Origin of the sequence: Rhizobium sp. CG5, assembly GCF_023701945.1 — a bacterium.
Lineage (GTDB): Bacteria > Pseudomonadota > Alphaproteobacteria > Rhizobiales > Rhizobiaceae > Allorhizobium.
The window spans coordinates 1-26,508 of record NZ_JABAEF010000036.1 but is presented as its reverse complement, the minus strand read 5'-3'; the positions used below and the strand labels follow the sequence as shown (position 1 = coordinate 26,508).

The following is a 26,508-nucleotide window of genomic DNA, read 5'->3' as shown; positions in this document are numbered from 1 at the left end:
GACGGGGGTAGTGGTCTGCGCCTGAGTTTGATCTGCTGTTATCGGCATGATTGGCCTCCAGAGAGTTTTCTAGCGACCTCACTCTGCCACGGTGCAGGCCGCTACTCACCCCTGATGGGATCTCAAGAGATTCATCTCCCTGAGTGGGGTTCTGCTTTATTCAAGCGTGTTGAGCAGGAGGCTCAATAGAATGTCCGGCGGAAGGGCATCACCGCCGCTCCCATAGCAGAGGCATCACTCGAGATTTCCGAAATGATCAGCTTCGGGTGCAGGCGATGAACGCCGTAACGCGGCCGGTCGTAGATCCGCGTTCGCTCGGCAAGCATTCCGGCCAGATCCGGAGGGATCTGGCCGCCGAATACGATTGCCTGCGGATCCACGACGGCCCGTATCGCGTTGACGAGACGATTGTAGGCGGGCGTCACCTCGTCGAGCCATTCGGTGACGCCGGGCCAATCCCGATCAAAATGCCGGCGCATGAAATGAATCGAGGGAACATTGACCCCGTTTCGATTCAATCGGTCGATAAGATACTGCAAAGCCGGTCGGTGTTTTGTCTCCTCGGCATCGAACATTCCCGAAAATTCCCCGGCATTGCCATTGCCGCCCTGCAGCAGTTCGCCGTCGATGACGATGCCGCCGCCAAAGCCGTAATTGAAGCTCAGATAGGCAAAATGCCGGATGAAACGGCCCGCGCCGAACATGGATTCGGCAACCGCCCCGGCTTTGCCGCCATTGATCACCCAGGCCGGTCTGTCGAACAGCCCGGCGATCAGCGGCCCGAGCTCGATCAGCGACCATTCATGCAGCGGAAGCGGGGCATTGTGCCGTGTGCCGTCGATATGGAAACCTGCAATCGCAAAGCCCACACCGAAGAAGCAATCGCCGGACAGGCCGTTCAGCCCCTGCAGATCCGTTACCTGTTGTTTCACCAGCTGAAGCGCCTGGGCCATGGTCTGCTCGCGGAGCGGCACTTCGCGTTCGCCCAAGATTTTGCCGGCGAAGTCCATGATGCAGATGCCGATCACGTCGGTATTGACGGAAATGCCGCAGGCATAGGCGAAGGAACCGTTCAGTCGAAGCATGGGGCTTGGCTGGCCGCGCCCAAGTCCGGGCTTTGCGGATCCCAGAAGGATCGTGCCGCGCTCCGCCAATTGGTCAAGAATACGGTGCACCGATTGTTGGGTAAGGTCGGTATGACCGGTGATTTCTGATCGGGAAATACCGGGATTGCGCCAGATGAGCCGCAAAATCTTTCGCTCGTTGGACGAGACGACAGCCGACTCGCCAGACCGAAGGAAGCGGGCGGCAATCAGTGCCTCAGGAGCATAAGTGTCTGTCACGCCTGAATTCCTTACTGCGAAAGTGTACTGACGTCGTCTGTCTCATGCCGCATCGCCATGCCTATCGGCGAATATCCTGCTTTTCAAGCGGTTTGAGTCGTCACTGAATTGTTACACATTAAGTGTAGTAAACCGCAGTCAGAGTCGAGCGGTGCTCGGCCAGCTCAAACAATTCAGGCGAGGCAATGATGAACAAGTTCACTCTGGCGGCCATGGCCGCCTTGATGGCAGGTGCGTGTTCCGCGCAAGCTGCCAATATCGAATTCTGGTATGGCAATACCGGCCCGGTCGAAACCGCCATCAAGGCCCAGTGCGATGCCTTCAATGCCGCTCAAAGCGAGCACAAGGTCACCTGTGTCGGCCAGGGCAGCTACGAAGTCTCGATGCAGAAGGCAATTGCCGCCTACCGCGCCAAGAACCATCCGGTTCTCATTCAGTTCTTCGACGCCGGTACACTCGACCTGATGCTCTCGGACGCCGTCGAGCCGGTCCAGGATCTGATGCCGGAGGTCAAGTGGGACCAATACATCACCGGTGCCCGCGCCTATTACGAAACGTCGGAAGGCAAGCTATTCGCCCAGCCCTACAATTCCTCGACGCTTCTGTTCTACACCAACAAGACCGAGCTCGAAAAAGCCGGTGTCATGCAGACGCCGACCACCTGGGAAGAGGTGATCGAGGCCGCCCGCAAGCTGAAGGCCGCCGGCCATGCCTGCCCCTTCGTCACGGATGGCGACACCTGGCGTGTGCTGGAGCAGTTTTCCGCCCGTCATGGCCTGCCGATCGCCTCAAAGCACAATGGTTACGACGGCCTCGACGCCGAATATGTTTTTAGCACCACATTTGCAGCCGAGCATCTCGCCAATCTTGTCGAATGGCGCAAGGAAGGGCTGGTGAAGCTTGCTATCGATACCAAGGCCGGCAATTATGCCGCCGCTTTCAACGCTGGCGAATGCGCCATGATGGAAGGCTCCTCCGGCTCCTATGCCGCCTCGACCAAGGCATTCGACGGCAAATACGAACTCACCGTCGGCATGGCGCCGATGTATCAGGGGCACGAGCGTCACAACACGCTGGTCGGCGGCGCATCGATCTATGTCATGAAGGGCCATGACACGGCCGAGATTGAAGGTGCCAAGGCCTTCCTCGACTTCCTGCGCAAGCCGGAACAACAGATGTTCTTCACCGCTAACACAGGCTACGTTCCGGTCACCAACGACGTTCTGGATGCGATAGCCAAGAGCGACGAGGCGAACTCGCCGAAATACGCGACCGCCAAGATCGGCGTCGAATCCATGAGCCAACCGGCCACTCCGGATACGCGCGGCATCCGCCTCGGCTTCTACGTTCAGTTCCGCGAAGTGTTCATGGAAGAAACCCAGAAGGCCTTTGCTGGTCAGCAGACCATGCAGGCGGCGCTCGACAGCACCAAGACGCGTGGCGACCAGCTGCTGCGCCGCTTCGAGCAGACCTACAAGGGCAAGAAGCTCCCCTGATCCAAGCCCCATCCTCGGCATGGGGCGGTTCGCCGCCCCATCGCTCTCATCCTGCTTTAGGGGCTGTTTCCATGTCGTCGCAATCCTCCCTGTTCGGCCATCGCTGGCTGCCGCTTCTGCTGGTGGCGCCGTTCATGCTGCTGATCGTCCTATTCTTCTACGTGCCGGTGTTCCAGGCCTTCTACTGGTCCTTCTTCCTGGAGCAGCCGTTCGGCGGCACGTCCGAATTCGTCGGCTTTCAGAATTTTGCCCGCGTCCTGTCGGATCCGGAATTCTGGATGGCCGGCTGGCGCACCATCGTCTTCATGCTGACGGCGTCCTCGCTGGCGGTCGTCGTGCCGCTGATGCTTGCTATCGCAGCCGACCGCAAGATCGGCCTCTCATTTCCGGCCCGCAACATACTGGTCTGGCCGAAGGGCATTGCCGGCGCGTCGATCGGCGTTGTCTTCGCCTTCATCTTCAACCCGTTCGTCGGCATCATGGCACCGCTCAACGGGATGTTTCCCGGCCTGTGGAACCCCGGCATCGACGGCACAGATGCCTTCATCACGCTGGTCGCAGCCCATGTCTGGAGCGGCATTCCGTTTAATTTCGTGATCCTGCTGGCCGGCCTGCGTTCGATCCCGCCTACCATGTTCCAAGCGGCGGCGATGGACGGGGCGGGCCCCTGGCGGCGCATCTTCGACGTGCAGCTGCCGCTGATCATGCCGCAGCTGTTCCTAACCGTCGTGCTTGAATTTACCGAGAGCATAACCTCCGTCTTCGCGCTGATCGACACCATCACCGATGGCGGTCCAGGCGGTTCGACTACGCTGCTGGTCTACAAGATCTATGTCGACGGCTTCAGTGGTTTTGATCTTTCCGGCGCCTCCACCCAGACGGCCATTTTGATGGTCTTCGTCCTTCTTCTCGCCGCCTGCCAGTTCGTGTTTATCGGCCGGCGCATCAATTACGAGCGCTGAGCCATGATCGAGAACGCACGCTCCATCAACATTGCCGCCAGCATCCTGCTGATCATCGGTATGGTCTACATCGTCGGGCCGATTTACCTGACGCTGTCGACTGCATCGCAGTCCTACGAATTCATGCTGCGCAACGGGCTCGCCTGGTATCCCGGCGACCAGCTGTTCACCAATTTTGGCAAGATCATTACGGACACGCGCATCCCGATCCAGATGCTCAACAGCCTGATCGTGGCCGTGTCGGACGCGCTTGCTACCTGCGTGCTGTCCTTCCTGTCGGCCTATGCGATCGTCTATTTTCGCATCCGATGGGCCGGCGTGGTCTTTGCGTTGATCCTTGCGACGATCATGCTGCCGCTCGACATCCGCGTGATTACCACCTACCAGGTCGCCTCCAACATCTTCTCTCCGCTCAATGCGGTGCTGGATGTCACCGGCCTCAACGAACTGATCGCCAAGGTCTTCGGTGCCCCGCTGCATCTCGAACTCAGCGTGCTCAACACGCATTTCGGCCTGGTCGCACCGCTCGTGGCCCATGGTACCGGCACATTCCTGTTCCGGCAGTTCTTCCTGACGATGCCCAAGGACCTGTTCAAAGCAGCGCGCATGGACGGAGCCGGGCCGATCCGCTTCCTGTTCGATATACTCTTGCCGCTCGCCCGTTCCAGCGTCGCCTCGCTGTTCGTGCTGACGTTTCTGAGCGGCTGGACGCAGTATCTCTGGCCGCTGGTCGGTGCCTCGACGCCCGACATGCAGACAGCCGTGGTCGGGCTTGCCCGCCTCGTGCCGGACGCCGACGGACAGATACCCGATTTCCCGATGATCATGGCCGGCGCCGTGCTCGTCTCCCTCATTCCCCTGTCGATGATCGCCCTTCTGCAGCGCTATCTCGTCCAGGGCCTCGTTCTTTCGGAGAAGTGATCCCATGACCGCCATCGACACAGCCATTCGCGCCGCCGCGGCCGATATCGAGCTCATCGGCGTCAGCAAGGCTTATGACGCCAAGACCGTCATTATCCCGCTGCTCAACGTGGCACTTCGCCCCGGCGAGTTCACCGTCGTGCTCGGCCCATCAGGCTGCGGCAAGTCCACGTTTCTGCAGATGATCGCTGGCCTCGAAAGGGTCAGCGGCGGCAAGATCCTCATTGGCGGGCGCGAAGTGCAGGACCTCGAGCCCAAGCACCGCGGCTGCGCCATGGTCTTCCAGAACTACGCGCTCTATCCGCATATGACGGTCGCCGAAAACATGGCCTACAGCCTAAAGGTTGCCGGTGTTTCGAAGGTCGAACGCACCGAGCGGGTCGCCAATGTCGCCACCATGCTCGGCCTTGCCGATTATCTCAGCCGCAAACCGGGGCAACTCTCCGGCGGTCAACGACAGCGTGTCGCGATCGGGCGCGCCATCATCCGCGAGCCGGGCGTGCTTTTGTTCGACGAGCCGCTCTCCAATCTCGATGCGCAATTGCGCCACGACATGCGCGTCGAACTCGCCGACCTGCACCGCCGGATCGGCGCCACCAGCGTCTTCGTCACCCATGACCAAGTGGAGGCAATGACGCTCGCCGACCGTATCCTCATCCTCAACAAGGGGCGCATCGAGCAGTTCGACACGCCGAAGGCGATCTACCATCATCCGGCATCCGTCTTCGTCGCAAAGTTCATCGGCGCGCCGCCGATGAATATTCTGGCCGTTATCGGCGATGGTTCGACGCTGCGCCTGGCCGATGGACAGGTCATCGCAAACTATGCCGGTAAGGGCAATTTCCAGCTCGGTATTCGCCCGGAAGATATCGTCGTGAATTCTGGCGGTCCGATTCATGCGCAGATCCGCTACCGCGAAGACCTCGGCTCTCACGAGATCCTTGAGGCGAACATCGCCGGTGAGCAGCTACGCATTGCCACGCCGTTTGGCGCCGAGATCGATACGACATCGACGCTCTCGTTGTCCTTCCCGCGCGCGCGTCTGCATCTCTTCGACGGCGAGACCGGCCGCGCCGTTTCCAACGCCTTCGACGACACCGAGTTCACTCCTGCGCCGGTGCGAGAATACCAGTGAATTACAGAGAGTTTATCGCCGATCCGGCCCGCGACTGCGCCATCGTTGCCCATCGCGGCATCTGGCAGGACGCGCCGGAAAACAGTCTTCTTGCCATAGAACGGGCAATAGAGGCCGGTAGCGACGTGGTGGAAGTCGATATCCGTGCCAGCAGCGACGGCGGGCTGTTCCTGCTGCATGACGAGACACTGACGCGCATGGCGGGTCTCGATGCGGCGCTGGAGGATTTTTCGTCGCAGCACCTTTCCGCGCTTCGTCTGCGCAATCGCGATGGTGGTGCGCAAAATGCGTTCACTGAGGAAAAGCTGCCGCGTCTCGCAGAGGTATTCGAACTGACCCGGGGCCGCATCTTCCTGCATCTCGATGTCAAGGATCGGGATGTCATTCCGGATGTCATCGCCTGCGCCAAAGCCATGGGTGTCGAAGGCCAGGTGGATTTATGGGCCTCGCTGACGAGCGAAGAAGACCTTGCCTGGATCCGCGAGACGATCCACCCGCACGACGTCCTCTTCATGGCCAAGACCCGCCTGAACGCGTCGGATGCTGCCAGCCAGCTGGCGCTCCTGTCGGCGCTCTCGCCTTCGGTCTGTGAGATCTATTTCGATCGGCTGGACGAACTGTCCGCCCTCGATGGCCTTCTGCGCGAAAGTCGCATGGCGCTTTGGGTCAACACGCTCGATTCTGTTGCCTGCGCAGGCTTCACGGACACCGCAGCAGGTGTCGATCCCGAGGCCGTCTGGGGGCGCCTGATCGATGCGGGCATCTCCGTCATCCAGACCGACGAAGCGGCGGCGCTCAAATCCTATCTCGCGGCACGCCGCGCCTGACCTAACCTCAAGGAAAACAAAATGACCCATTACAAGGACTATATCGCTGACCCCTTGCGCGACTGCGCCATCGTCGCCCATCGCGGTGCCTGGCGGGGTGCGCCGGAAAACAGCTTGGCGGCGATCGAACGGGCCATCGCTGTCGGCGCCGATATCGTCGAGCTCGACGTGCGCAAGAGCGCCGATGGTGAACTCTTCATCATGCACGACGACACACTGCTGCGCATGGCTGGCATCGACCGCGACGCCGAGACCTTTACGATCGCCGAGCTGCAGGCGATTACGCTGCGCGAGGACGACGGCGGTGAAGGCCGCGCTATGACGGACCAACGCGTTCCGACGCTAAGACAGGCGCTCGAAATCATCCGCGGCCGCATCTTTGCCGATCTTGACCTCAAGGATCGCGGCCTGTTTTCCGAAGTGGCCGCTTGCGCCCGCGAGATGAATGCAGCACCCTATGTCGATCTGAAGACGCGCGTCATGACCCGCGAGGAGCTCGACTGGGTCCGTGAGCAGAACATCGAAGGCGTGCCCTTCATGGCGATGGCAAAATTCACCGCCGAAGACCTACAGGAAACCATGGCTTTACTCTCTCAGATCAAGCCGTTCATGTGCGAGATGCGCTTCGATCACATCGAGACGATCACCGAAAACCGGCAGCTGTTCCGCGAAGCCAAAATGGCTCTGTGGACGAACACGCTTAACATGGCTGAAAGCGGCGAGTGGCGGGACGAAACGGCGCTGACCGATCCTGATCGTATCTGGGGCAGGCTGATGGAGGCGGGCATCAGCGTTTTCCAGACCGACGAGCCGGAAGCATTGAAGGCCTATATCAAGGCGCGCCGTGCATGAACCCTGTCAGCGACGACCTGCTTGTTACACTGATGGGCGACATGCGTCAGGCAGCGGTGGCGGAGATCCTGCCGCGCTTCCGCGCCATCACCGCCGATGCCATCCGTGCCAAGACGGCAGCCGACGACATCGTGACGGATGCCGACATCGCCGCCGAGCGGTTCCTCAGCCAGCGGCTGACGGAGCGTTTGCCCGGCATTGCCATTGTCGGCGAGGAGGCGGTGTCGGACGATGCTTCCATCCTCTCCCGCCTCGCCGAGGCTGATCTGGCCGCTGTCATTGATCCGGTGGACGGCACCTGGCATTTTGCCCATGGCGTCCCGATGTTCGGCAGCATCCTCGCCATCGTGTCCGGCGGCGAGACCATCGCCGGACTGATCCATTACCCGATCCTGGGTGATTTCCTGATGGCTCGCCGGGGCGAGGGTGCCTGGCATGTGGCGGTCGACGGTACGCGCACGCGTCTGTCCGTCGCTGCACCGATGCCGATCGATGAGATGCATGGCTTTATTCCGCTGCATATGTTCGAGCCTGATCTGCAGGCGAAGCTGGCGCCGTGCGTGTTGCGTTTCCTGCGTACGACGACATGGCGCTGCTCGGCCTGGGAATACCGCATGCTGGCGACCGGCGCGATGAGCTTCTGCCTCAACGAGAGCCTGAAACCGTGGGATCATGCGGCTGGCGTTTTGATCCATGCGGAAGCCGGAGGTTATGCCGCCGTCCTGACCGGAGAACCTTATCGGCCGACAATGGCCAAAGGTCATCTGTTGACGGCTCCGAGCCGGACTTCATGGGAGAATATTGCGGCAGCACTGTTCTGATACCTCATTCGGGGTGGATACTTCATGCATCAGCAAACTCAATCGAAAAAGGTGCCCAGAAGAAGCGTTGGTGGACGGATCTGAAGGATGGCGGAACTCGGTCATTGATGGCGCAATCTATGCTGCCTTTGGGGTGTTGGCTTCCACAGAATATCGCGCCGTAGCGCGCAATCGGTGCTACTGGCGGGTCGGGAGGGATTCGAACTGGGCATATGTCGAGAGCTGGCCGAGAAAGCAGTGGCGCAACGTGGTGTGAGTATCGCGCTGGCATGCAGGACATTTGGCATCAGCGAGACGTGTTATCCGTATAGCCCCCAACGCAATGCCGACAACGATGAGATCTCCGATCTGCTGCTTGGGCTTGTGAGGGGGAAGAAGACCTGGGGATCAGGTCTCTGCTTCCTGCATATGCGCAATGTCCAAGGCCATAGCTGGAACCATAAACGGGTCTACCGCATCTACCGGGAGCTTGAGCTGAACCTCAGGATCAAGCCCCGGCGGCGGCTGAAGCGCGAGAAGCCAGAGGAACTGCCGGTGCCCGATGCGCCGAACATGATCTGGTCGATGGACTTCATGGCGGATCGCCTGGCGGACGGTCGACAGTTCAGGCTTCTAAAGGTGTTGGACGACGTCAACCGATTGGGACTGGGCATCGAGGTCGATTTCTCACTCCCTGCCGAGCGGCTTGTGCGCAGCCTCAACCAGATCATCGAATGGCGAGGCAAGCCGCTGGCGATCAGGGTCGATAATGGTCCGGAATATGTGAGTTCGAAACTGGTCGAATGGGCAGAGACGCAAGGGATTGCATTGAACTACATCCAGCCCGGCCGATCGATTGAAAGCGATTTCATGCGAGAATGAGAGAACGACTTGCAAAGCTTCATTGGCGTGTTACAAATTACGCAACCGGTTTACTTAACCGGTTCACCGTGGGCTTGAAGCGGGTTTCGATTTTCGTACTCCTCCAAGATTTAAAAATGCGCGATCTTGAGGTCGGGCAGAAAAGGGGTTCAGCAATGTCACAGTCAAGATTTAGACAGGACGCTCTTTCGATTGCTTTGAATGGGTTTCAAAATGGAGAGATTGATCGCCGATCCCTTTTGGTTGCCATGGGTGCCCTGGGATTGGCCGCTGTAAGGCCAGGGAGCGCAGTGGCCGCAGCGAAGGAAATTGTCATTTGCAATTGGGGCGGTGCAGCGGTGGAAGCGCACCAGGAAGCATTCGGAAAGCTATTTACCGAGAAGACCGGAATTAAGGTTGTCGTTGATGGCGCCGGTCCTGACACTGCTGCAATCCGTGCCCAGGTCGAAGCCAATGCTGTCATTTGGGACGTTACGGACGGAGGAATGACGGATGCAGCAACCCTTGGCAAAGGCGGATATGTAAGGCCGATCGACTACACCGTCGTAGACAAGAATAAAGTCGGTCCGGGCATGGCAGCCGAGTTCGGCATTGCCAACTACGTGTTTGCCAATGTTCTTGCCTATAATTCCGAAATGACCAAGGGTGTCGTCCCGACCGGATGGGCAGACTTCTTCGATCTGGAGAAGTTCCCCGGCAAGCGCACGATGTGCAAATATGTCCAGGGGCAACTCGAGGCGGTTCTGCTTGCCGATGGCGTCGCGCCGGCAGACATGTACCCGCTCGATCTGGACCGTGCCTTCAAGAAGCTGGAGCCGCTGCTTCCGCATCTGATCTTCTGGGACAGTGGTTCACAAAGCCAGCAACTGTTCCGGGACGGTGAAGTGGTTCTCGGCAATATCTGGCATTCCCGCGCCAATCTTCTTCGCAAGGAAAAGGCGAATCTAACCTGGATCTGGGATCAGAACCTGCTGTTCCTGAGCGCCTGGTCTGTGCCGAAAGGCAATCCGGCCGGCGACACCGTGTTCGAGTTCATCAATTCGAGCCTCGACCCCGAAGGTCAGCTTCTGTTGCTGCGCAGCATGGGCGGCGGACCGACCAATCCGAAGGCTGTCGCCATGATGACCGACGAAGACAAGAAGGTCAGCCCTTCGACGCCGGAAAACGCGGTGACGCAGTTTAGGGTCGATCCCGCCTATTACGCGGAGAACGAAGCCGAGATCCAGAACAGGTATCTCGATTTCATCTCCTGATCCTGTAAAGCTCGGATTCGGGCGGATTCTGTCGATCTTCATGATGTCAAAATTCAATCGTGTGGCTTTTGCGTTAACGGTGCCTGCGAGCGCCGTTACGCTCCTGGTCTATGTCGTGCCGATCCTGCAGGTTCTGGCGCTCAGCTTTACCGACCCGAAACCGGGGTTCGGGAACTACACCGGCATCGCGTCGAGCAATGCCGTGTGGAAGGTGGCGACGACGACGCTGAATGTGTCCTTGCTGACGACGGTGCTCACCGTCATGGCGGCCTATATCGTCGCGTTCGGTCTGCTGCACATGACGATGAGGGCGCGCAACATTGCCCTGTTCTTCGTGCTGGTGCCGTTCTGGATTTCCGTTCTGGTGCGGGCCTTCGCCTGGGTCACCGTGCTCAGGCGCGAAGGCGTGATCAACTCGCTGCTCATGAATGTCGGGCTCATTCAGGAACCGCTCGACCTCGTCTACAATCGGCTGGGGGCCATCATCGGCATGGTTCACTACATGATGCCGTTTGCGATCCTTCTGCTCTTTGCCAACCTTTCGGGCATCGACCACCGGATCATACAGGCGGCCCGATCGCTTGGCGCGCGCCCGCGCACGGTCTTCCTGCGTGTCTGGATACCGCTCAGCATGCCTGCGATCGTCGTTTCCTGCCTGTTCGTTTTCATCTACTCGCTGGGATTTCTGATCACCCCGCAAATCCTGGGCGCCGGGCGAACCGTGATGGTCGCCGAATTCATCGCGACCCAGATGTCGACGCTGCGGTGGGGGGTCGCTACCGCGCTCGCCATCGTTCTCCTGGTGATCTGCCTGGGATCGGTTTTCCTGTTGATGCGGCGTCCGGCCCTGCGCGCCGCCTTTGAAGGAAGGGATATGCGATGACGTCTCATCCCGGACTGGCTTCTGCGCTGAACCGCGTTCTGATCGGGCTTATGCTGGCCTTCCTGATCCTGCCGGTTCTCGTGGTGATCCCGGTTGCGCTCACCGATCGTGACTATCTGTCGCTGCCGGAGCATGGTCTTTCGCTCAAGCATTTCCTGTCCGTGTTCAACTGGGATGCGGGTTGGCTTCCCAGCATGCTCACGAGCCTTGCCATCGGCCTGGTTGCAAGTTTCTTTGCAACAGTGCTTGGGGCGGCCTACGCCGTCGGTGCCTGGTCGCTGGGGGGATGGTGGCCGTCCATGACCCGCATGCTGATCCTGTCGCCGATCATCGTACCGCCGATCATCTATGCGGTCGGAATTTTCAAGCTGTGGGCGAAGTTTCGTCTCCTCGACACGCCGATCGGCGTGGTCATCGTGCACATCATCCTGTGTCTGCCTTTCGTGATCCTCGCCATGGGGTCCACCCTGTCCAATCTCGATCCGCGCATGGTGCAGGCGGCGCGCAGCCTAGGCGCGCGGCCACCGACCGTGTTCTTCAAGATCGTCGTTCCGAATATCTGGCCCGGCATCCTGTCGGCGGCGATCTTTGCCTTCATCACGTCCTGGGACGAGATAACGGTCACGCTGTTCATCACCAGCCGATCCGTGATCACCTTGCCCCGCCGCATCTGGACGAGCATTGCCGACAATGTCGATCCTGCTCTTGCTGCGGTCGCAAGCCTGATGCTGATCGTCATCTGCATCGGCATCATTCTGCAAACCTGCTTTGCTAGCCGCCGGCTGCCACCGCGCACCTGACATTACCCACGTCATTTTCTGGAGTTTACCCAATGAGCCATACACCCGCCATGAGCGAACACGAGTTCCGCGAGAACGAGTTCTTCCGCATTTTCGCTTCGGTGCCGGAACCCGCCTTCCACGAACCCGATGAACAGACCCGGGTCTGGGGGCAGCCATGGGGCTGCAACAGCGACGTCGGACGGTTGCGGGCGGTCCTGATGCACCGTCCGGGCCGCGAGGTCGACGTGATCAAGAACGTTCCAATGCCGGAAGTCGGCGGCTACGGGGATCCGGAAGAGGGCTGGTACTGGATCGGCAAGGACATGCCCGATCTTGAAGCCATGCAATTGGCCCATGACCGTCTGACGGCGGCTTTGACGGCCGAAGGCGTTAAGATTCACTATGTCGGCGAAGCCGCACCCGGCCGCCTCAATCAGTGCTACACACGCGACAACGTCATCTCGGTCAAGGGCGGGGCAATCATCACCCGCATGGCGCGCAAGGTGCGCCGCGGCGAAGAGCTTCCCGTCATGCGGGCGCTTGCAACGGCCGGCTGCCCGATCCTCGGGACCGTGCATGGGGCGGGTGTTTTCGAAGGCGGCGGATTCGCGCTGATCGACGACAAGACCGCTGTCTGCGCGCTCAGTGTCGCGTGCAACGAGGAAGGTGTCGCCCAGGTCGAATCCTATCTGAAGTCGGTCGGCGTCTCGTTGATCAAGCTGCCGATGCCCGGATACCGGATCCATATCGACGGCAGCTTCATGATGGTCGATGTCGAAACGGCGATCGTCAACACCAACGAACTGCCGTATTTCTTCATCGACTATTTGAAGAAGCGCGGCATGAAGCTGATCGACCTGCCGCCGGAAGACAATGCCTACTCGCTCAATTGCCTTGCGGTTGCGCCCGGCCGGGTGATCATGCACAGCACGGTTTCGCCGCGTCTGGCCGATCGGGTCGATGCTGCCGGCATTACCGTCATTCCGGTCGAATATGATGCGATTGAATCCGGCGGCGGCGGCATCCATTGCACCACCGCACCGCTGGCGCGCGACTCGATCTAGGTCTATTCCAAACAAAGTGCATAGCGGTTGCCGCGGCGGTGATTTCATAGCGCAGCGGCAATCCTTTATTCCTTGAAAGTTTCGTCTGGATGGAGCCTTACATTATGAACCGGGATCTGATCGCAAGCATTCTCCCGGAGCTCGTCGCAATCCGGCGTCATCTTCACAGGATCGCCGAAATCGGGCTCTCCGAATTCGAAACGACCCGCTATATCGGTGACGTTCTGGAGCGCTGGGGCTTTGTCCTCGATCGGAGCTACGCCACCACGGCGATCGTCGCGTCGCTCCAGCGCCGCAGCAGCACAAAAACCGTCGCACTGCGCGCCGATATGGATGCGCTGCCCATTCTAGAGGAAACGAACCTTCCCTATCAAAGCCTGAACGCCGGGACTATGCATGCCTGCGGTCACGATGGCCATGTTGCGATGTTGCTGGGTGCGGCCTACGCCTTGTCGCAGGACGCCGATTTCAGCGGCCGGGTGGTCTTTATCTTCCAGCCGGCCGAGGAGAACTTCGGTGGCGCCAAGATGATGATCGAGCAGGGGTTCCTGGATCATTATCCGGTCGATTTCCTGTTTGCACTCCACAACATGCCCGCACTCGAAACGGGGAAATTTTCGCTTCGGCGCGGCGCCATGATGGCGTCCATCGATGTCGTCGCCGTGACGATCACCGGACGTGGCGGCCATGGCGCTTTGCCTGAACAAACCGCCGACCCGGTGGTTGCTGCCGGAAACATCATCGTTGCCCTGCAGTCGATCGTTGCCCGCAATGTCTCTCCGCATGACCCGGCGGTCATAACCGTTGGGCAGATCCATGGCGGCTCTGCGGCAACGATCATCCCGGACAAGGTCGAGTTGGAGATCAGCCTGCGTGCGCTCAGCCCGCAGGTCCACGCCCTGCTTCGCCAACGGATCGAAGAGGTCGTGGTTGCGCAGGCACAAAGTCTCGGCACACAGGCATCCTTCGACTGGAAGGTCGGCTATCCCGCGACCATCAACGACGACCGCGCGGTCGATCTTGCGCGCGCGGCGATACGCAGCACGTTTGGTGACGATCGACTGGAAGACCGCGCCTTTGCGATGATGGCAAGTGAGGACTGCGCGTTCTTTCTTGAGCGGATACCAGGTGCTTATGTCTTCATCGGAAACGGAGACAGTAAGCCGCTCCACAATGCGCAGTATGATTTCAACGATGACATACTGGCCGATGGCGCGCTGTTCTTCTGCTCGATCGTTGAGCAGGCTTTGGCGAAATAGAAAAAGGGCGCTCAGGTGCACCGTTATCGAAGCTCAACAGTGCGCCTGAGCTTCCTGCTCAATCCTTCGTGATCAGCATATTCGGGCTCAGCCAGAATGGCGGAAGGCAGAGCGGGATCGCCGACAGCAGCAGGATGTTGTCCTTGACTTCGACGCCGAGGCTTTCCTTGACGAAACTGCGCCGTGCGTCGAATCGAGCCGAGGTTTCCGGATGTTTTGCCCGGATTTCGGCGCGCAGCACGTCGTCTGCAAATGTCACTGGGTCCTCGCAGTTGAGGGTCCATCCGTTCGGCATCGGCACGGGGATAATGTCGATCTGGAACGGCATGCCGGAGACGATCCGCTCGGAACTATCAGGCCGGATCGGGGAATTCATCCATTCGTCGTGACCCGTGAGGTGGCCAGGGTTAAGAGCAGGTCTGAGATTGCCCTTTGCCAGGGTTGAAACGACTGCCTCATGGATGGCTCCGCCTTCGACGCCAATATCGGCGGTTTCGTACCAGGCGAGCAGGCCAGCGAAATAGGCCACCGAAACCTTGAGGAAGGCGTCGTCGTGGTCGGAGATCAGGCCGGCACGGGCCGTAAGACCGCCCCAATAGCTGACCGCGGTCGTGATGCCATCGCCGCGCGCCGGTACACGCGCGGTCGGGCTGCGCAGGCCGATGACCGGTGCGGATGGACCACTGGTGGCAAGCATCGGATGGCAATTCATCGGCTCGCCGGCATAGCCCATGCGGCTTGCTGTCATCAGTTCATTATCGCCAAGCTTGAAGCCGTTGACGATCCTCCAGACGGCAGCGGCCGCGCGGGCTGCCGCCCACTCGGCTTCAGCGATCTGATCGGCATCGACCACGGCGCGCAGGCCGTCGGTCGGATGCATCAGCACGCGGGTGGCATCGCTCATCCCGCCTGTCGGCCCTATTACGACCGAAAGGGAATCAACAATATAGGATGGAACAAAAAAGGATGGGCGATCCGATTCCCACTCGGCCGCCTCTAGGTATTTCCAGCCGGCAAGGCCGACCCGGTCGCCCGCGCTGATCCCGGCATCGCGCAGGACATTCACGAGACTTGGCTTCTGAGTGCGATCCTGCGCCATCAGGCCAAACGACTGGCAGAGCAGGGTCCGCATGTCCTTAAGGGGCGAGATCGGTGTATAGCTTTGGTTCTCGATGCCCGTGATGATTATTTTTACGTCGGCCGGACCTAGCAGCAGAAGCGCTTCTTCGAACCGGGGTTCGAATCCCGTCAGGAACGACATGTTGGCGAAATGTTCCCGGTCGCCATAGACGACCAGCCAGTCGGCGCCGCAGGCCGAAAGGGCCCGCTTGCAACGCGATTCATGGGTGCTGGCGGGAATGACGGGGCGCTCCAGCGGAATGCCAAAATCCGGAACCGTGATATTCTTCAATATAAATGACATCTTCCTACCTCGCTATGCCGGACTCTGACTTGGTGCCAGTGTCTATTTTGTGTTGCGTCGTCTTACCGATGGCAACGGGACGTCAGTCGCGCGGCAGAAACCCGATTGAACTGGGGCTGAAGCCGCAATGAAGGCGTTGTCCGATCGCAAAGGTCGTCACGGACGCCGAGGGTGCCAATATGGTCAATTCCTGCCCGTCGGCGGTGCCGACCACCAGCCGTTCGGACGAGCCGGTAAAGGAAATGTCCATCACGATGACCGGGAAGGTGTATCGGTCGCCGCCGGGTTCGCAAAAATGCAGATCTTCCGGCCGGACCCAAAGGGTAATCTCGCCGTCGCCGTGCTGGGCCGGATCGAACTGCGCCGGGACCGCTAAGCAGTCGCCGAAAATCTGCAATGTCCGTTCCGCCGGCAGATAACGGGCAGTCACGATATTGTTGCCGCCGAGGAAGCCGGCAACGAACAGGGACGCCGGTTTCTGGTAGATTTCTCTGGGCGCGCCGACCTGCACGATGCGCCCGTTATGAAAGACCGCGATACGGTCCGACATGGCATAGGCTTCTTCCTGATCATGGGTGACGAAGATGAAGGTTACCCCGGTTTCCTTGTGCAGACGCTTCAACTCACGCTGCATGATATCGCGAAGGCTCCGATCCAGCGCCGATAGCGGCTCATCGAGGAGCAGGATACGCGGGCCGAACGACAGAGCGCGGGCAAGGGCCACGCGCTGCTGCTGTCCGCCGGACAGTTCCCGCGGCTTGCGCCCGGCAAGCTTGTCCAGACCTACGAGGGAAAGCATCTCCTCGACCTTGGCCGAAATGTCCGCCTTTGCCCATTTCCGGACCTTCAACGGAAACGCGATATTGTCGGCCACCGTCAGATGTGGAAAGAGCGCATAACCTTGGAAGACCACGCCGAAGTCGCGATCTTCTGGGTCGACATTGGTCACATCGACCCCATCGATGACGATGCCGCCATCATCTGGCCGTGTGAAGCCGGCAATCGCCATCAAAAGCGTGGTCTTGCCTGAGCCGGAGGGCCCGAGAAGCGTAACGAACTCACCTGCTTCAACCGAAAGATCGACGCTGTTTAAGGCGACCGTTGAACCGTAGCTCTTGCTGAGCTTTCGGATGTCGAGAAACGCCATCTCAGAGCGGATCCCTCGCCAGGGGCCCGGTCGAGCAATGGATGCCGCCGCCGCCAAGCTCCACGCATTCGTAGTCGATCGAAAGGATCTCGATACCGGCGGCATCGAGCCGATCAGCCAGGCGCGGCGTCCGGCTGGAATGCATGATGACCCGGCCCGGAGCCACCGCAAGGCAGTTCAAGGAAAAGGCATTGTCTTCCGGTGGAAGCTCGATCAGTTTCATGCCGCGTTTGTTCAGGTACTCGATAAAGAAGAACGGCAGTTCGTTGATATTGATGATCGCTGTGTCGTGATCGATCATATTGAAGCTGCCGTCGATATGGATACGGTAACCGGGCATCGGCAATTTGATGAGCTCGATGCCGAGCCCATTCAAAATCGATTCCACCTGTCGCACGCCCTCGGCATTGCAGGCGACCGACAGGGCGCAAACCGCTGTCTTCTCGTCGATCAGGGCAAATCCACCCCCTTCGAACACGGCCTCGCCATGCAAGGTACCGAGAATGGGGCAGCCAGCCTTGGCGATTGCCTGCGTCACCGGCAGTTCCTCGCCGCGGCGGACCCTGCGGGCAAGGCGGGTGACGATGGCGCCGCCCTTGACGGAAATGACGCTGTCACGGCAATAGATCTGCTTCATGGCGCCGGGTGCGGCCTTGTCGATCAGCACGACATCGACGCCTTCGGAGCGCAGCAATGCGGTGAACTTGTCATGGGCCTCCTGCATCGCCGGCAGGTCGGGCAGCGTGTTGCCCATCCAGTACCAGCCCTTGTCCGGGTCGCCATAACCGCCGATCTCCGGCATCGGCTTGTTCTCGACGATATTCACCTCGTTGCCCGGACGATGCATCAGCACGGCGCGCAGTTTGCCGACATCATTCGAGCAACCCCAGGGGCGCCCCCAGACGCGGCTCTGTTCATCCGGATCGGCAAAGCCGGGCTTGGGCACGGAACCGAAAGTCTGAAAGAATTTGGCTTCCTTGTATTCGTGCTCGCTCATCGCAGGCGTATGTGCAGTCATCGATTGCCTCAGGGAGTCGCTGTGGTCTGGCGTTGGTGTAGACGAAGACGATCAGTCGGAAGATCGTTCAACTAAACCGGTTTATGGTTTTATAAACCGGTTTACTAACGAGTCAACATGAGTTTCCAATGCGGGAGATTGCGGCACCAAGATCGCTGGGCCCGCCAGAGGCAGAGCATGGCCCAATCGTATCTTCGTTATCTTTTCGGAGGACCGACCGAGTTCCGGACAACAAGTTCGACTGCCACCCTTTCCCTGTAGGTTGCGGGCGTTTTGTCGGCGATGAAATCCAACAGTATATTCACGCCGCGGCGCCCAAATGCGCCTGCGGGCTGTCGAACCGTGGTCAATGCAGGTTCCAGCAAGTCAGCATTCGCGATGTCGTCGAAACTGACAAGCGAAACGTCCTTCGGAATGCCGATTTTGAGAGTGCGTGCCGCGCGCAGGACCCCCAGTGCTTGTGTATCAGCAAATGTAAATATTGCCGTCGGCGGACTTTGCAGGGCCATTAGTCTCTCGAAAGATCGGAAGCCCTCATTGTCGCTATATTCGTGGAAACTCAGGTAGTCTTGCTGAGATTGAAAGCCTGCTTCACGCATGGCTCTTTCGAATCCCTTGATACGTTCCTCGGTACTTAGCAGCCCGCGCGGGCCGCCAATGACGGCAATTTTCTGATGCCCCTTTTCTATCAGGTGCCGTGTCGCGAGATAGGCGCCTCCTTCGCTGTCGGCAAACAGTCGTGGTGCCAGGGCGCCGGGTACGTCTTCGTCAAGCAAGACGACGCCGCGATTCTGATTGATCTTTTTCATCAAGCGGCCATCATCGCGGTGGTTGGTCAAAAGCAGAATGCCATCGACCTGCCGGTCCTCAAGCCTCGATATGAACGCGATTTCGTTTTCGATGATGTTTCGACTGTTGAACATGACGAGGCTATAGCCGTGCCGTGTGGCTTCTTCTTCGCAAGCGCTGGCGATGGAAGCAAACAGCGGATACGTAATATCCGACACGACAAGGCCAAGCGCTTCACTGCTGCCGTTGGTCAGGCGCCGCGCCAAGGCGTTGGGACGGTATTTCAACTCAGCCGCCGCCTCGTCAATTCTCGACGCCGTGAGAGGAGGAAGTGAGATCTGGCCATTCAGATGGCGGGATACAGATGTCACGGATACGCCAGCAGCCGCAGCAACGTCCCTAATCGTGATTTTTCGCTTGTCCAAGATGAAGACCGCCCGCGTTAGGACGCTGATAAAACGGTTTCATAGTCGTTGTAGGTCGGTGTGGCAATGGTTTTCTAAAATGTGGACGCCAAATAGACGTGCGCAGGCCATCAGTTTACACGCAGTTAAGTCCCGTCTTGTCCAGTATAAGCCGGGCCCCCGCCAATGACCTGAAGCCGAGGGCACAGTCAGGGAATGTTCCCCGCCTTGAAAAACTCCTGATGTTCTTCGCTGAGATCATTCTGGTCCATTTCAACATTGCGGATATGGGCCGCCAGCAGCCTCGCCGACTCATCCAGATCGCCAACCCGGATCGCGTCAAGGATGGACCGGTGCTCCGCAATGATCGAGCCGATATGGGAGGGACGCATGCCGATCAAGAACTGCACACGCATCATGTCTGCGGAGACGTGCTGGCAGGCCGTCCATGCGCGGGAATGGGAGAAGGCCTCCATCAAGCCAGCATGAAATGCCATGTCGGCCCGATGCAGCGAGCCCATGTCGTTGCTGTCGAGCGAGCGCTCCTGCGCCCGCAGCGCAATTTCCAGCTCGTCTAGCACGCCGGTATCGGGGCGGATGTTGGATTGGGCGATGACCGCGCTTTCAAGGGTCGAACGGATGAACACGGCTTCCCGCACGCGGGCCATGTCGATCAGGCAGACGCGGGTGCCCGTCTGAGGGGATATCTCGATCAGCCCCTCGTCTAACAGCCGGGTAAAGGCCTCGCGAACCGGCGTTCGGCTGATACGCATCGCCTGGGCCACCTCGGTCTCGGACAGACTGGCGCCCGGGAGAATGCGCGCCGTGATGATCGCTTCTCGAAGCGCGCTATAGGCGCCAGCGGATATGGTGTTCCGCCGCGCGGGCAGTTTTGTCGAGGAGGGAGCGTTAAAGGTCAGCATGGTTGTACTGGCATCCAAGTGATTTCGAAATCAAGCATATCGAATACCAAGTCTCGATGGCAACCAGTGCTAGTCAGCGCAAAGCGTTGGGGAGTGGCAATCCGCGCTTCAAGGCCTCGATGACTCGCGCAATAGACGCGCTTGTGCCAGCCGCTGTCGGTACCCCCGCCATATGGGGTGTAATCCGGATTTTGCGGTGCAACCAGAAAGGATGTTGCGCGGGCAACGGCTCCTCGCGGAAGACATCCAGCCAGGCGCAGTCAATGGTGCCGGTCTCTAACGCTTGCAGCAGATCATCCTCATTAAGGTGCTCACCGCGGCCAAGATTGACCAGGTACGCGCCTGACCTCAGTCCGGAAAACAATCTGGCATTGAGGATGTTACGCGTTTCGGTCTGCAACGGTAGCAGGTTGACAACTAAATCCGCATTCTTGGCAGCAGCGGGAAGAGCGTCCCATCCGGCGTGGGTCTCTACGCCGGGGACTACACGGGTTGAACGAGACCATGCAACTGCTTTGAAGTTCGCCTCCGCCAAACCGCGGGCCACGCGTTGCCCCAAAGGCCCGAGACCGAGAACGGTCACGCGCATCGCATCGCGCGAGCGCACTTTGGTCGGCGGCCTTTGCCACGTCGTGTCGCGTTGCGCGACGCGATAGGCATTGTCGTTCTGCAGCCACGCGAAAGCGACGTGTAGAACATAATTCAGCATCTGATCCGCCTGACCTGCATCCTCCAGTCGGGCGATCGGCATATTCATGGGGATGCGCGGGTCGGCCAACAGTTGATCGCTGCCGGCGCCAAAACAAAAAATGGCTTTCAAGCTCGGTGGCAATGATACGAGATCGTCCGGCAGGATCCAACTGACCAGAAGGTCATAGTCCCAGCTTGGGTCGGCCAGAGGCCAGCGGCGGAATTCCGCGGTCGGCGCCGCTGTCTTCAAATGTCGTTCGAACTCAGCCGTATGGCTGAGCCGATCGGTGAGGACCACGCGCATCGTCAGCGGCCGTTGAAGGCAAGGCCGGCCAGCCGCCTGAGAGCAAGCCATTCGAGTTCGGCCGCACCATCCGGATCTGCCGCATATTGCTTTGCCGTCCGCTCGCAGACTTCAGGGGACGGGAAACGCAACGTGCGCCCGGTGCCCTGCGCCGCCAATTGTATGCGGCACGCCATTTCCAAGTTATACATCAGGGAGAAGGCTTCACCAACGGAACGCCCAATGGTGAGCAGGCCGTGATTGCGCAGGATCATTGCCTGGTTTCCGCCGAGATCGGCCACCAGTCGCTGCTGTTCACCCGGATCAAGCGCTATGCCTTCAAATTCGTGATAACTGAGATTTTCGTAGAAAAGCAGCGCTGTCTGGTTCAGCGGCAGAAGTCCCTCGTCGAGGCAACTGACCGCGACACCGGCCGCAGTATGGGTATGCATGACGCACATCGCATCGGGCCGGGCGGCGTGGACGGCCGTGTGGATGATGATGCCAGCAGAGTTGATGGGCACTTGCTGTCCACGAACCTGGTTGCCGCGGTGATCGATCACAACCAGGGAATCCGGCGCGACCTCTCGGAAGAGTTCGCCATAGCGGTTTATGAGGAGCTTGTCCGGCTCCTTCGACAGTCGTGCTGATATATGCGTGTGGATGATATCGTCCATGCCGAAATGAGCTATCAGGCGATAAGCTGCTGAGAGATCCTCACGGATCGCCAATTCTTCAGATGAAAATCGAGCTTGCATGACAGGACCTTTGCAAAAGCAGAATACCTGTATACAGGTATTCTGCAGGACCGTTTCTTGTCAAGGAGATGGGGCTGTTGGTCTGCAGACGATGCCAGGCTGAAAGGGATCATCCTCGGGGAGCGGCTGGGTGCTATCAGGACCGGTGCGATCGGAGGATTGGCCATTCGGCATCTCAGTTCACCTGAGGCTAATATCGTTGGCGTGTTGGGCAGCGGAAATCTCTGATATAATCGCGAGAATAGCGCTCGGACGGACGTCGGCGGCAGAGACCACCTTGTTCTGCTCGGCTGGCTTGGCAGGAACAGAGGTTGTCGTAGCCTCAGCAATCTTCTACAGCTTGTGAACCTGCCCCACTCCAAAAAGATGCCCCGGGGGCTCGTTTTGGACGGCCTGCCCTAATTTTACTCGCATCTTATAGCTGACTTCTGCAGCACACGAAATTCAGGATCCCGCGACAATACGGTGTCCTCATTTGATCGCGGTTATCTCGCCAGTCGCCAAGGCCATGGCAGTTTCCTGGGTGGATTCAGGCGTAGCGTGAACGTCAGGCTGCACGCCAACGCCGCCCCAATTGCTGCGGGTTATCGGATTCTCAGCTCTGCCAGTTGGCACGACAACGAAGAGATCCGAACCGAGGTCATTCAGACCGCCCGGGTTCGCACCTCCTCGTGTTGTTGCTCCGACCACGGTCACACGTTTGAGCACTTGTAGATCGTAGGCAAACTCCTCACCTGCGGAATAGGTCTTTGGGCCAACCAACACATAGACTGGCTTGCCAAGGTAGCGCACCGGCGTTGGGGAGCTCCAAAACGACTCCGTTCTGAACGTTGAAGTCCCACGATTGCGCCAGATGAGGTCGTTGAGATGAACCTGCTTGCCTGGATCGAGGAAGAAACTCGCAAGGTAGGCTACGGAAGCCGGATGGCCGCCGCCGTTATCGCGCATGTCGATGATCAGCGCGGCGGTGTCCGACAGTTTGCGCATCGCGTCGTCGGCTGCCGAATTAAAGATCTCGGGCGGAACGAACTTTGCCAGGTGGATATACCCGATATTGCCCGCTAGCCGTTTTACCTCGAAACCGGCATCCCGCGGCGCGGATGGAGGTGGCTGGTTAGCGAATGGCGAGCCGAAGATGACCCTCATATGGCTGTCCTGGGTGATCGCCCGCAGCTGTTCGGTCAGTAGCAGCGCAAACTGAGCTGGATCGGTGACGCCGGCATAGGCGTTTTCTCCCAGATTCTTCTCCAGTGCATCCGCCGCCTGTTCTCCCATGTCCGGGAACACATAGCCTTCGCGCAACTCGAGGGCGATGCCGGCGATTGCCTTCCGGACCCCTGTTTGGTCCAAGGGAACGCTTTGCACCTCAGTGGCAGTCACTGCAGCTCTTGTCGCTGATGGAATGGCTATCAGCGCGGAGATTGTCGCGAAGCAGGCGATTATGAATGGTGATCGACGGTTCGGCATCTGATCCTCAACTGTGATCCAAAAACTATAGCGACTGTGAACCTGGACAAATCTGAGACGATTACAGCGCCGCTCAATATTCTACGCGGTCGTAGCGCTGGCAGACAGCACGACGACCTTCGTTCCGACGGGCACCCGCCGATATAGGTCCATGATGTCCTGATTGAGCAGTCGAACACAGCCGGAAGACACCATCGTCCCAATGGTCCAGGGCTCCACAGTTCCGTGAAGACGATAGTAGGTATCCTGATTGTTTCGATAAAGATAAAGGGCGCGTGGCCCGAGTGGATTTCCGGTTCCACCGGGCAAGCCGTCCTTCAGCGGGCCGTACCGCGCCGGGTCGCGGGCAATCATGTCGGGGGTGGGGCGCCAGCCCGGCCATTCGGCCTTGCGGGCGATCGTCGCTTCCCCTTGGAAATTGAAAGCTTCCTGTTTGCCGACGCCAACCCCGTAACGCAGTGCGCGCCCGTTCTCCATCACAAGATAGGCATATCGCGCGACCGGATCGACAACGATCGTACCTGGCGTCTCACTCGTTTGATAAGCAACCTCTCGCCGGAGGAATTGCCGTTTGACCCGTTTCAGATCGACGGCGGGAACCGGGAATGGCTCCGTGTCGATTGACGAATACATAGCGAGATAAGAGGAATCAGCCTGCGGCGTGAGCGCTGCAACTTTGGTCTGTTGTTGTGTGGCGCACCCGGCCAGCACCAAAGGTGATCCCATAAGAAAGTTTCGTCTGCTCAATGCCATTTTACCGCAATCCTCGTGGAAGTTTATTCCCGCAAGGAAAAGCATCTGACACCTTCAATGTCTATGTGTTATGAGGTTATTGAAATCATAACCGATAGGAATGAAGATGGATATCGGTCTTGCATTGCGGGCATTCGTGAGGACGGTGGAACGTGGCTCGGTGACGGCGGCCGCCAAGGATCTGGCTGTCACCCAGCCAGCCGTCACCAAACATTTACGGAATCTGGAAAGGCATGTCGGGGCTCGGTTGATCGAGCGTTCGACCAAAGCGGTGAGCCCGACAGCACAGGGCCAAGCTCTCTATGAGGCGAGCCGCGCGGCACTCGCGACGATCGATGCAGCGCTGGAAGGTGTGCGCCATGATATGGGCGAGGTCGAAGGATTGCTTCGGCTTCACGCTCCATCCTGCATTGGAGCCAAGCATCTGCATCCCATCGTGATGGCGTTCCAGCAGCAGCATCCCGCCGTGACCGTCGATCTGGTTCTGGAAAATCGCGAGGTCGATCTGATCTACGAGAATTTTGACCTTGCCATAAAATATGGACGGCCTGCGGTTCAGGATCTGATCATTCGGCGTCTTGGAGCAATCCGGCGTATTCTGGTGGCATCTCCGGATTTGCTGCAAAAGACAGGGCCGATAGATACTCTGGAACGACTGTCGGAGATCGGGGTCATAACCAGTGCCGCCCTGTTGTCGCCACGCGATATATTGGCGCTTCAGGGACCGGGCGGAGCAGTGGAGATTGTTGTCCGGCCAGTGATCCGCACCAACTCCGCCGACGTGATTTCGGCCACCTTGCTGCAGGGGCACGCGGCAGGCCCGGTGCAACGGCTTTTGGTCAACGAAGAGCTCGCATCGGGGAGGCTGATCCGCATTCTGCCAGAATACGAGGTCAAGCCGACGGAGGCTTATTTCGCCTATCCATCAGTGCGCTTCATGAGGCCAGTCGTAAGAGCCTTCACGGATTTCGCACTTCCGGCGCTTCGGGCAATTGAGGGAATTGACGCGGCATAGCCTTGCGGATCATCAAATTCAGGGCTCTTCAATCTCGTTCTTTAAGCCCAGGGCTACGAGATTTGCCTCGACGGACTCGTCAATGGCGACGCATTCCGACCAGTCTCCGTTGCTAATGCCGTGCAAGAATGGTCGCAGCCCCATTCCGGCATCAAGTTCGACCGCGCCCAAGTTGGTATTGTCGCCACAATCGCCGATCTGGACAACCAGATGCTCCCCCCGCATCCGAAGTGTGCCCCGACTTCCCAGAACCTCAATGTCCAGTATCGGTCCGTCTCCTGCCACCCATCCCGCTTCGACGACCGCCGTTCCGCCTGGATATGACACCAAGGACACGCCAAAATCCTCCGCTTCCGTGCGCCCCATGATGTTTGCATAGGACGAAGGTCCCTTGACCAAGGGCCGGAGACCCCACCACTGCAAAAGATCAATGCAGTGGATTGCCAAGTCCCCAAACCCACCGACGCCCGCAAATTTTGGTTCGAGTATCCAGTTGTCGCGCAACCAGCCGGCCCGAACGCCGTTATGGGCGAAGCGAATTCGTACATACCCTATGCTGCCAAGCTTCCCACTTCCAATGAGCTTCCTGGCTTTGGCGAGAGCCGGAACAGTGCGTAGGAAAAATCCGGTATGGAAAGGCAGACCTGAATCCGCCACAGCTTTGGAAACCAGCAAAACATTTGTCGTGCTGGCGCCGAGTGGCTTCTCGATAAACATGGGTAGATGCCAAGCCAGGATTGCAGCAAGATCTTCAACGTGGAAGCTGGTCTCTGAAAGAAGGAGGATCGCCGAGGCGCCTTTGATGGGCGTCGCCGGCTCGAATTTCTGGGCGCCTGTTGCCGACAGCGCGGCAGAGAGACTTTGCTCATCGCGGTCCCAGATATGAGAAATCCGAAACCCATCAGTTCTTTCAACCTGATCTACATAGTCCCGCCAATGCGGGTGACGACATCCATGAACAACGATATTGTAGGTCATCTTGCAGATATCAGTCGTGCGGTCTTGCTAGACAAGCGGGATTTTCGAGAAATCTAGGGATCTCCCCGAATCACTCAGATTTTCTGCTCGCCTGCGATCCTGGAGGTAGCACCTCCAGACTGCGGCGATCCATCTGCGCAAGCACTTCCCCGGAGCCGAAACGTTAACGCCAACCCAGCCGTTCCGCTGCCCGTCCCGAATGATAAACCCGATCAATATTGTTCGGGAGGAACCATCCTCTTCGAGCGAACTCGGTTGCGAGAGTGGGTGCCCGTGACCTTGCCCCCAAGTTTTATCCAGTTTTGAGTTCGCTCCGGCGGTTTTGGGTTGCTGCATTTTGTGCGGTAGCGGCGGGTTGCGGTGCGGAGCCATTTCGGCTGCGCAGCACCGCATCACGTCGC

At 59.0% G+C, this 26,508-nt stretch carries 24 protein-coding genes and 2 pseudogenes; 15 read left to right on the top strand and 11 right to left on the bottom strand.

Going from position 1 to position 26,508, the window contains the following annotated elements:
* Positions 1 to 182: 182 nt before the first annotated feature.
* Positions 183 to 1,343, bottom strand: a complete 1,161-nt coding sequence (locus HGO38_RS30285; RefSeq protein WP_250959509.1) for an ROK family transcriptional regulator — start codon at positions 1,341 to 1,343, stop codon at positions 183 to 185.
* Between the two features lie 185 nt (positions 1,344 to 1,528).
* On the opposite strand from HGO38_RS30285, the gene HGO38_RS30280 reads away from it, so the two are divergent.
* From HGO38_RS30280 to HGO38_RS30220, 13 genes and pseudogenes are all read left to right on the top strand, one after another.
* Positions 1,529 to 2,839: an extracellular solute-binding protein gene (locus HGO38_RS30280; protein ID WP_502941667.1), complete on the top strand. Its 1,311-nt coding sequence runs from the start codon at positions 1,529 to 1,531 to the stop codon at positions 2,837 to 2,839.
* 71 nt (positions 2,840 to 2,910) lie between these two features.
* Entirely contained in the window at positions 2,911 to 3,801 is an 891-nt protein-coding gene (locus HGO38_RS30275) for a carbohydrate ABC transporter permease (RefSeq protein WP_250959507.1), read from the top strand.
* 3 nt (positions 3,802 to 3,804) lie between these two features.
* Positions 3,805 to 4,722 (top strand): ABC transporter permease subunit, encoded by a 918-nt coding sequence (locus HGO38_RS30270; RefSeq protein ID WP_250959506.1) that lies wholly within the window; start codon positions 3,805 to 3,807, stop codon positions 4,720 to 4,722.
* A 4-nt stretch (positions 4,723 to 4,726) separates the two neighbouring features.
* A complete protein-coding gene (locus HGO38_RS30265; RefSeq protein WP_250959505.1) occupies positions 4,727 to 5,857 on the top strand; it encodes an ABC transporter ATP-binding protein in 1,131 nt (376 codons plus the stop codon).
* The gene (locus tag HGO38_RS31210) at positions 5,854 to 6,684 is read left to right on the top strand and encodes a glycerophosphodiester phosphodiesterase family protein (protein ID WP_250959504.1); all 831 of its coding nucleotides are present in this window, start codon (positions 5,854 to 5,856) and stop codon (positions 6,682 to 6,684) included. Before HGO38_RS30265 ends, HGO38_RS31210 begins: the two co-directional genes overlap by 4 nt.
* A gap of 21 nt (positions 6,685 to 6,705) precedes the next feature.
* Positions 6,706 to 7,536, top strand: a complete 831-nt coding sequence (locus HGO38_RS30255) for a glycerophosphodiester phosphodiesterase family protein (protein ID WP_250959503.1) — start codon at positions 6,706 to 6,708, stop codon at positions 7,534 to 7,536.
* Positions 7,533 to 8,357 (top strand): inositol monophosphatase family protein, encoded by an 825-nt coding sequence (locus HGO38_RS30250; protein ID WP_250959502.1) that lies wholly within the window; start codon positions 7,533 to 7,535, stop codon positions 8,355 to 8,357. Before HGO38_RS30255 ends, HGO38_RS30250 begins: the two co-directional genes overlap by 4 nt.
* A gap of 216 nt (positions 8,358 to 8,573) precedes the next feature.
* Positions 8,574 to 9,209, top strand: a pseudogene (locus tag HGO38_RS30245) (DDE-type integrase/transposase/recombinase); the annotation flags it as partial.
* 125 nt (positions 9,210 to 9,334) lie between these two features.
* Positions 9,335 to 10,471 (top strand): ABC transporter substrate-binding protein, encoded by a 1,137-nt coding sequence (locus tag HGO38_RS30240; RefSeq protein ID WP_250959501.1) that lies wholly within the window; start codon positions 9,335 to 9,337, stop codon positions 10,469 to 10,471.
* A gap of 43 nt (positions 10,472 to 10,514) precedes the next feature.
* Positions 10,515 to 11,354: an ABC transporter permease gene (locus HGO38_RS30235; RefSeq protein WP_250959500.1), complete on the top strand. Its 840-nt coding sequence runs from the start codon at positions 10,515 to 10,517 to the stop codon at positions 11,352 to 11,354.
* The gene (locus tag HGO38_RS30230) at positions 11,351 to 12,154 is read left to right on the top strand and encodes an ABC transporter permease (protein ID WP_250959499.1); all 804 of its coding nucleotides are present in this window, start codon (positions 11,351 to 11,353) and stop codon (positions 12,152 to 12,154) included. Before HGO38_RS30235 ends, HGO38_RS30230 begins: the two co-directional genes overlap by 4 nt.
* A gap of 32 nt (positions 12,155 to 12,186) precedes the next feature.
* Entirely contained in the window at positions 12,187 to 13,200 is a 1,014-nt protein-coding gene (locus HGO38_RS30225) for a dimethylarginine dimethylaminohydrolase family protein (RefSeq protein WP_250959498.1), read from the top strand.
* A gap of 89 nt (positions 13,201 to 13,289) precedes the next feature.
* On the top strand, positions 13,290 to 14,459 hold the full coding sequence (locus HGO38_RS30220) for an amidohydrolase (RefSeq protein ID WP_352230522.1): 1,170 nt from the start codon (positions 13,290 to 13,292) through the stop codon (positions 14,457 to 14,459).
* A gap of 58 nt (positions 14,460 to 14,517) precedes the next feature.
* Here the strand turns inward: HGO38_RS30220 and HGO38_RS30215 are convergent, their stop codons facing one another.
* The 7 genes from HGO38_RS30215 to HGO38_RS30185 form a co-directional block, all read right to left on the bottom strand.
* Positions 14,518 to 15,882 carry a M24 family metallopeptidase gene (locus tag HGO38_RS30215; RefSeq protein WP_250959496.1) on the bottom strand — a complete coding sequence of 455 codons (1,365 nt, stop codon included), beginning with the start codon at positions 15,880 to 15,882 and terminating at the stop codon, positions 14,518 to 14,520.
* Positions 15,883 to 15,964: 82 nt separating this feature from the next.
* Positions 15,965 to 17,029: an ABC transporter ATP-binding protein gene (locus HGO38_RS30210; protein WP_250959495.1), complete on the bottom strand. Its 1,065-nt coding sequence runs from the start codon at positions 17,027 to 17,029 to the stop codon at positions 15,965 to 15,967.
* 1 nt (position 17,030) lies between these two features.
* Complete coding sequence (locus tag HGO38_RS30205; protein WP_250959494.1) at positions 17,031 to 18,047, bottom strand: dimethylarginine dimethylaminohydrolase family protein; 1,017 nt, start codon at positions 18,045 to 18,047, stop codon at positions 17,031 to 17,033.
* Positions 18,048 to 18,244: 197 nt separating this feature from the next.
* Positions 18,245 to 19,261 carry a LacI family DNA-binding transcriptional regulator gene (locus tag HGO38_RS30200; protein WP_250959493.1) on the bottom strand — a complete coding sequence of 339 codons (1,017 nt, stop codon included), beginning with the start codon at positions 19,259 to 19,261 and terminating at the stop codon, positions 18,245 to 18,247.
* 188 nt (positions 19,262 to 19,449) lie between these two features.
* The gene (locus tag HGO38_RS30195; protein ID WP_250959492.1) at positions 19,450 to 20,163 is read right to left on the bottom strand and encodes a GntR family transcriptional regulator; all 714 of its coding nucleotides are present in this window, start codon (positions 20,161 to 20,163) and stop codon (positions 19,450 to 19,452) included.
* A 73-nt stretch (positions 20,164 to 20,236) separates the two neighbouring features.
* A complete protein-coding gene (locus HGO38_RS30190; RefSeq protein ID WP_250959491.1) occupies positions 20,237 to 21,157 on the bottom strand; it encodes an NAD(P)-dependent oxidoreductase in 921 nt (306 codons plus the stop codon).
* A 2-nt stretch (positions 21,158 to 21,159) separates the two neighbouring features.
* Entirely contained in the window at positions 21,160 to 21,894 is a 735-nt protein-coding gene (locus tag HGO38_RS30185) for a class II aldolase/adducin family protein (RefSeq protein ID WP_250959490.1), read from the bottom strand.
* A 78-nt stretch (positions 21,895 to 21,972) separates the two neighbouring features.
* Between HGO38_RS30185 and HGO38_RS30180 the strand changes: the two are divergent.
* Positions 21,973 to 22,113 (top strand): annotated as a pseudogene (locus HGO38_RS30180) (ornithine cyclodeaminase family protein); the annotation flags it as partial.
* Between the two features lie 252 nt (positions 22,114 to 22,365).
* Here HGO38_RS30180 and HGO38_RS30175 read toward each other — a convergent pair.
* Positions 22,366 to 23,274 carry a S41 family peptidase gene (locus tag HGO38_RS30175; protein WP_250959489.1) on the bottom strand — a complete coding sequence of 303 codons (909 nt, stop codon included), beginning with the start codon at positions 23,272 to 23,274 and terminating at the stop codon, positions 22,366 to 22,368.
* 168 nt (positions 23,275 to 23,442) lie between these two features.
* Positions 23,443 to 24,114, bottom strand: coding sequence for a L,D-transpeptidase (locus HGO38_RS30170; protein ID WP_250959488.1), 672 nt, complete (start codon positions 24,112 to 24,114; stop codon positions 23,443 to 23,445).
* 106 nt (positions 24,115 to 24,220) lie between these two features.
* Here HGO38_RS30170 and HGO38_RS30165 point away from each other — a divergent pair, with 106 nt between their 5' ends.
* Entirely contained in the window at positions 24,221 to 25,129 is a 909-nt protein-coding gene (locus HGO38_RS30165; protein WP_250959487.1) for a LysR family transcriptional regulator, read from the top strand.
* Between the two features lie 18 nt (positions 25,130 to 25,147).
* Here HGO38_RS30165 and HGO38_RS30160 read toward each other — a convergent pair whose 3' ends face one another.
* Positions 25,148 to 26,107, bottom strand: coding sequence for a Gfo/Idh/MocA family protein (locus HGO38_RS30160; protein ID WP_250959486.1), 960 nt, complete (start codon positions 26,105 to 26,107; stop codon positions 25,148 to 25,150).
* Positions 26,108 to 26,508 lie beyond the last annotated feature (401 nt).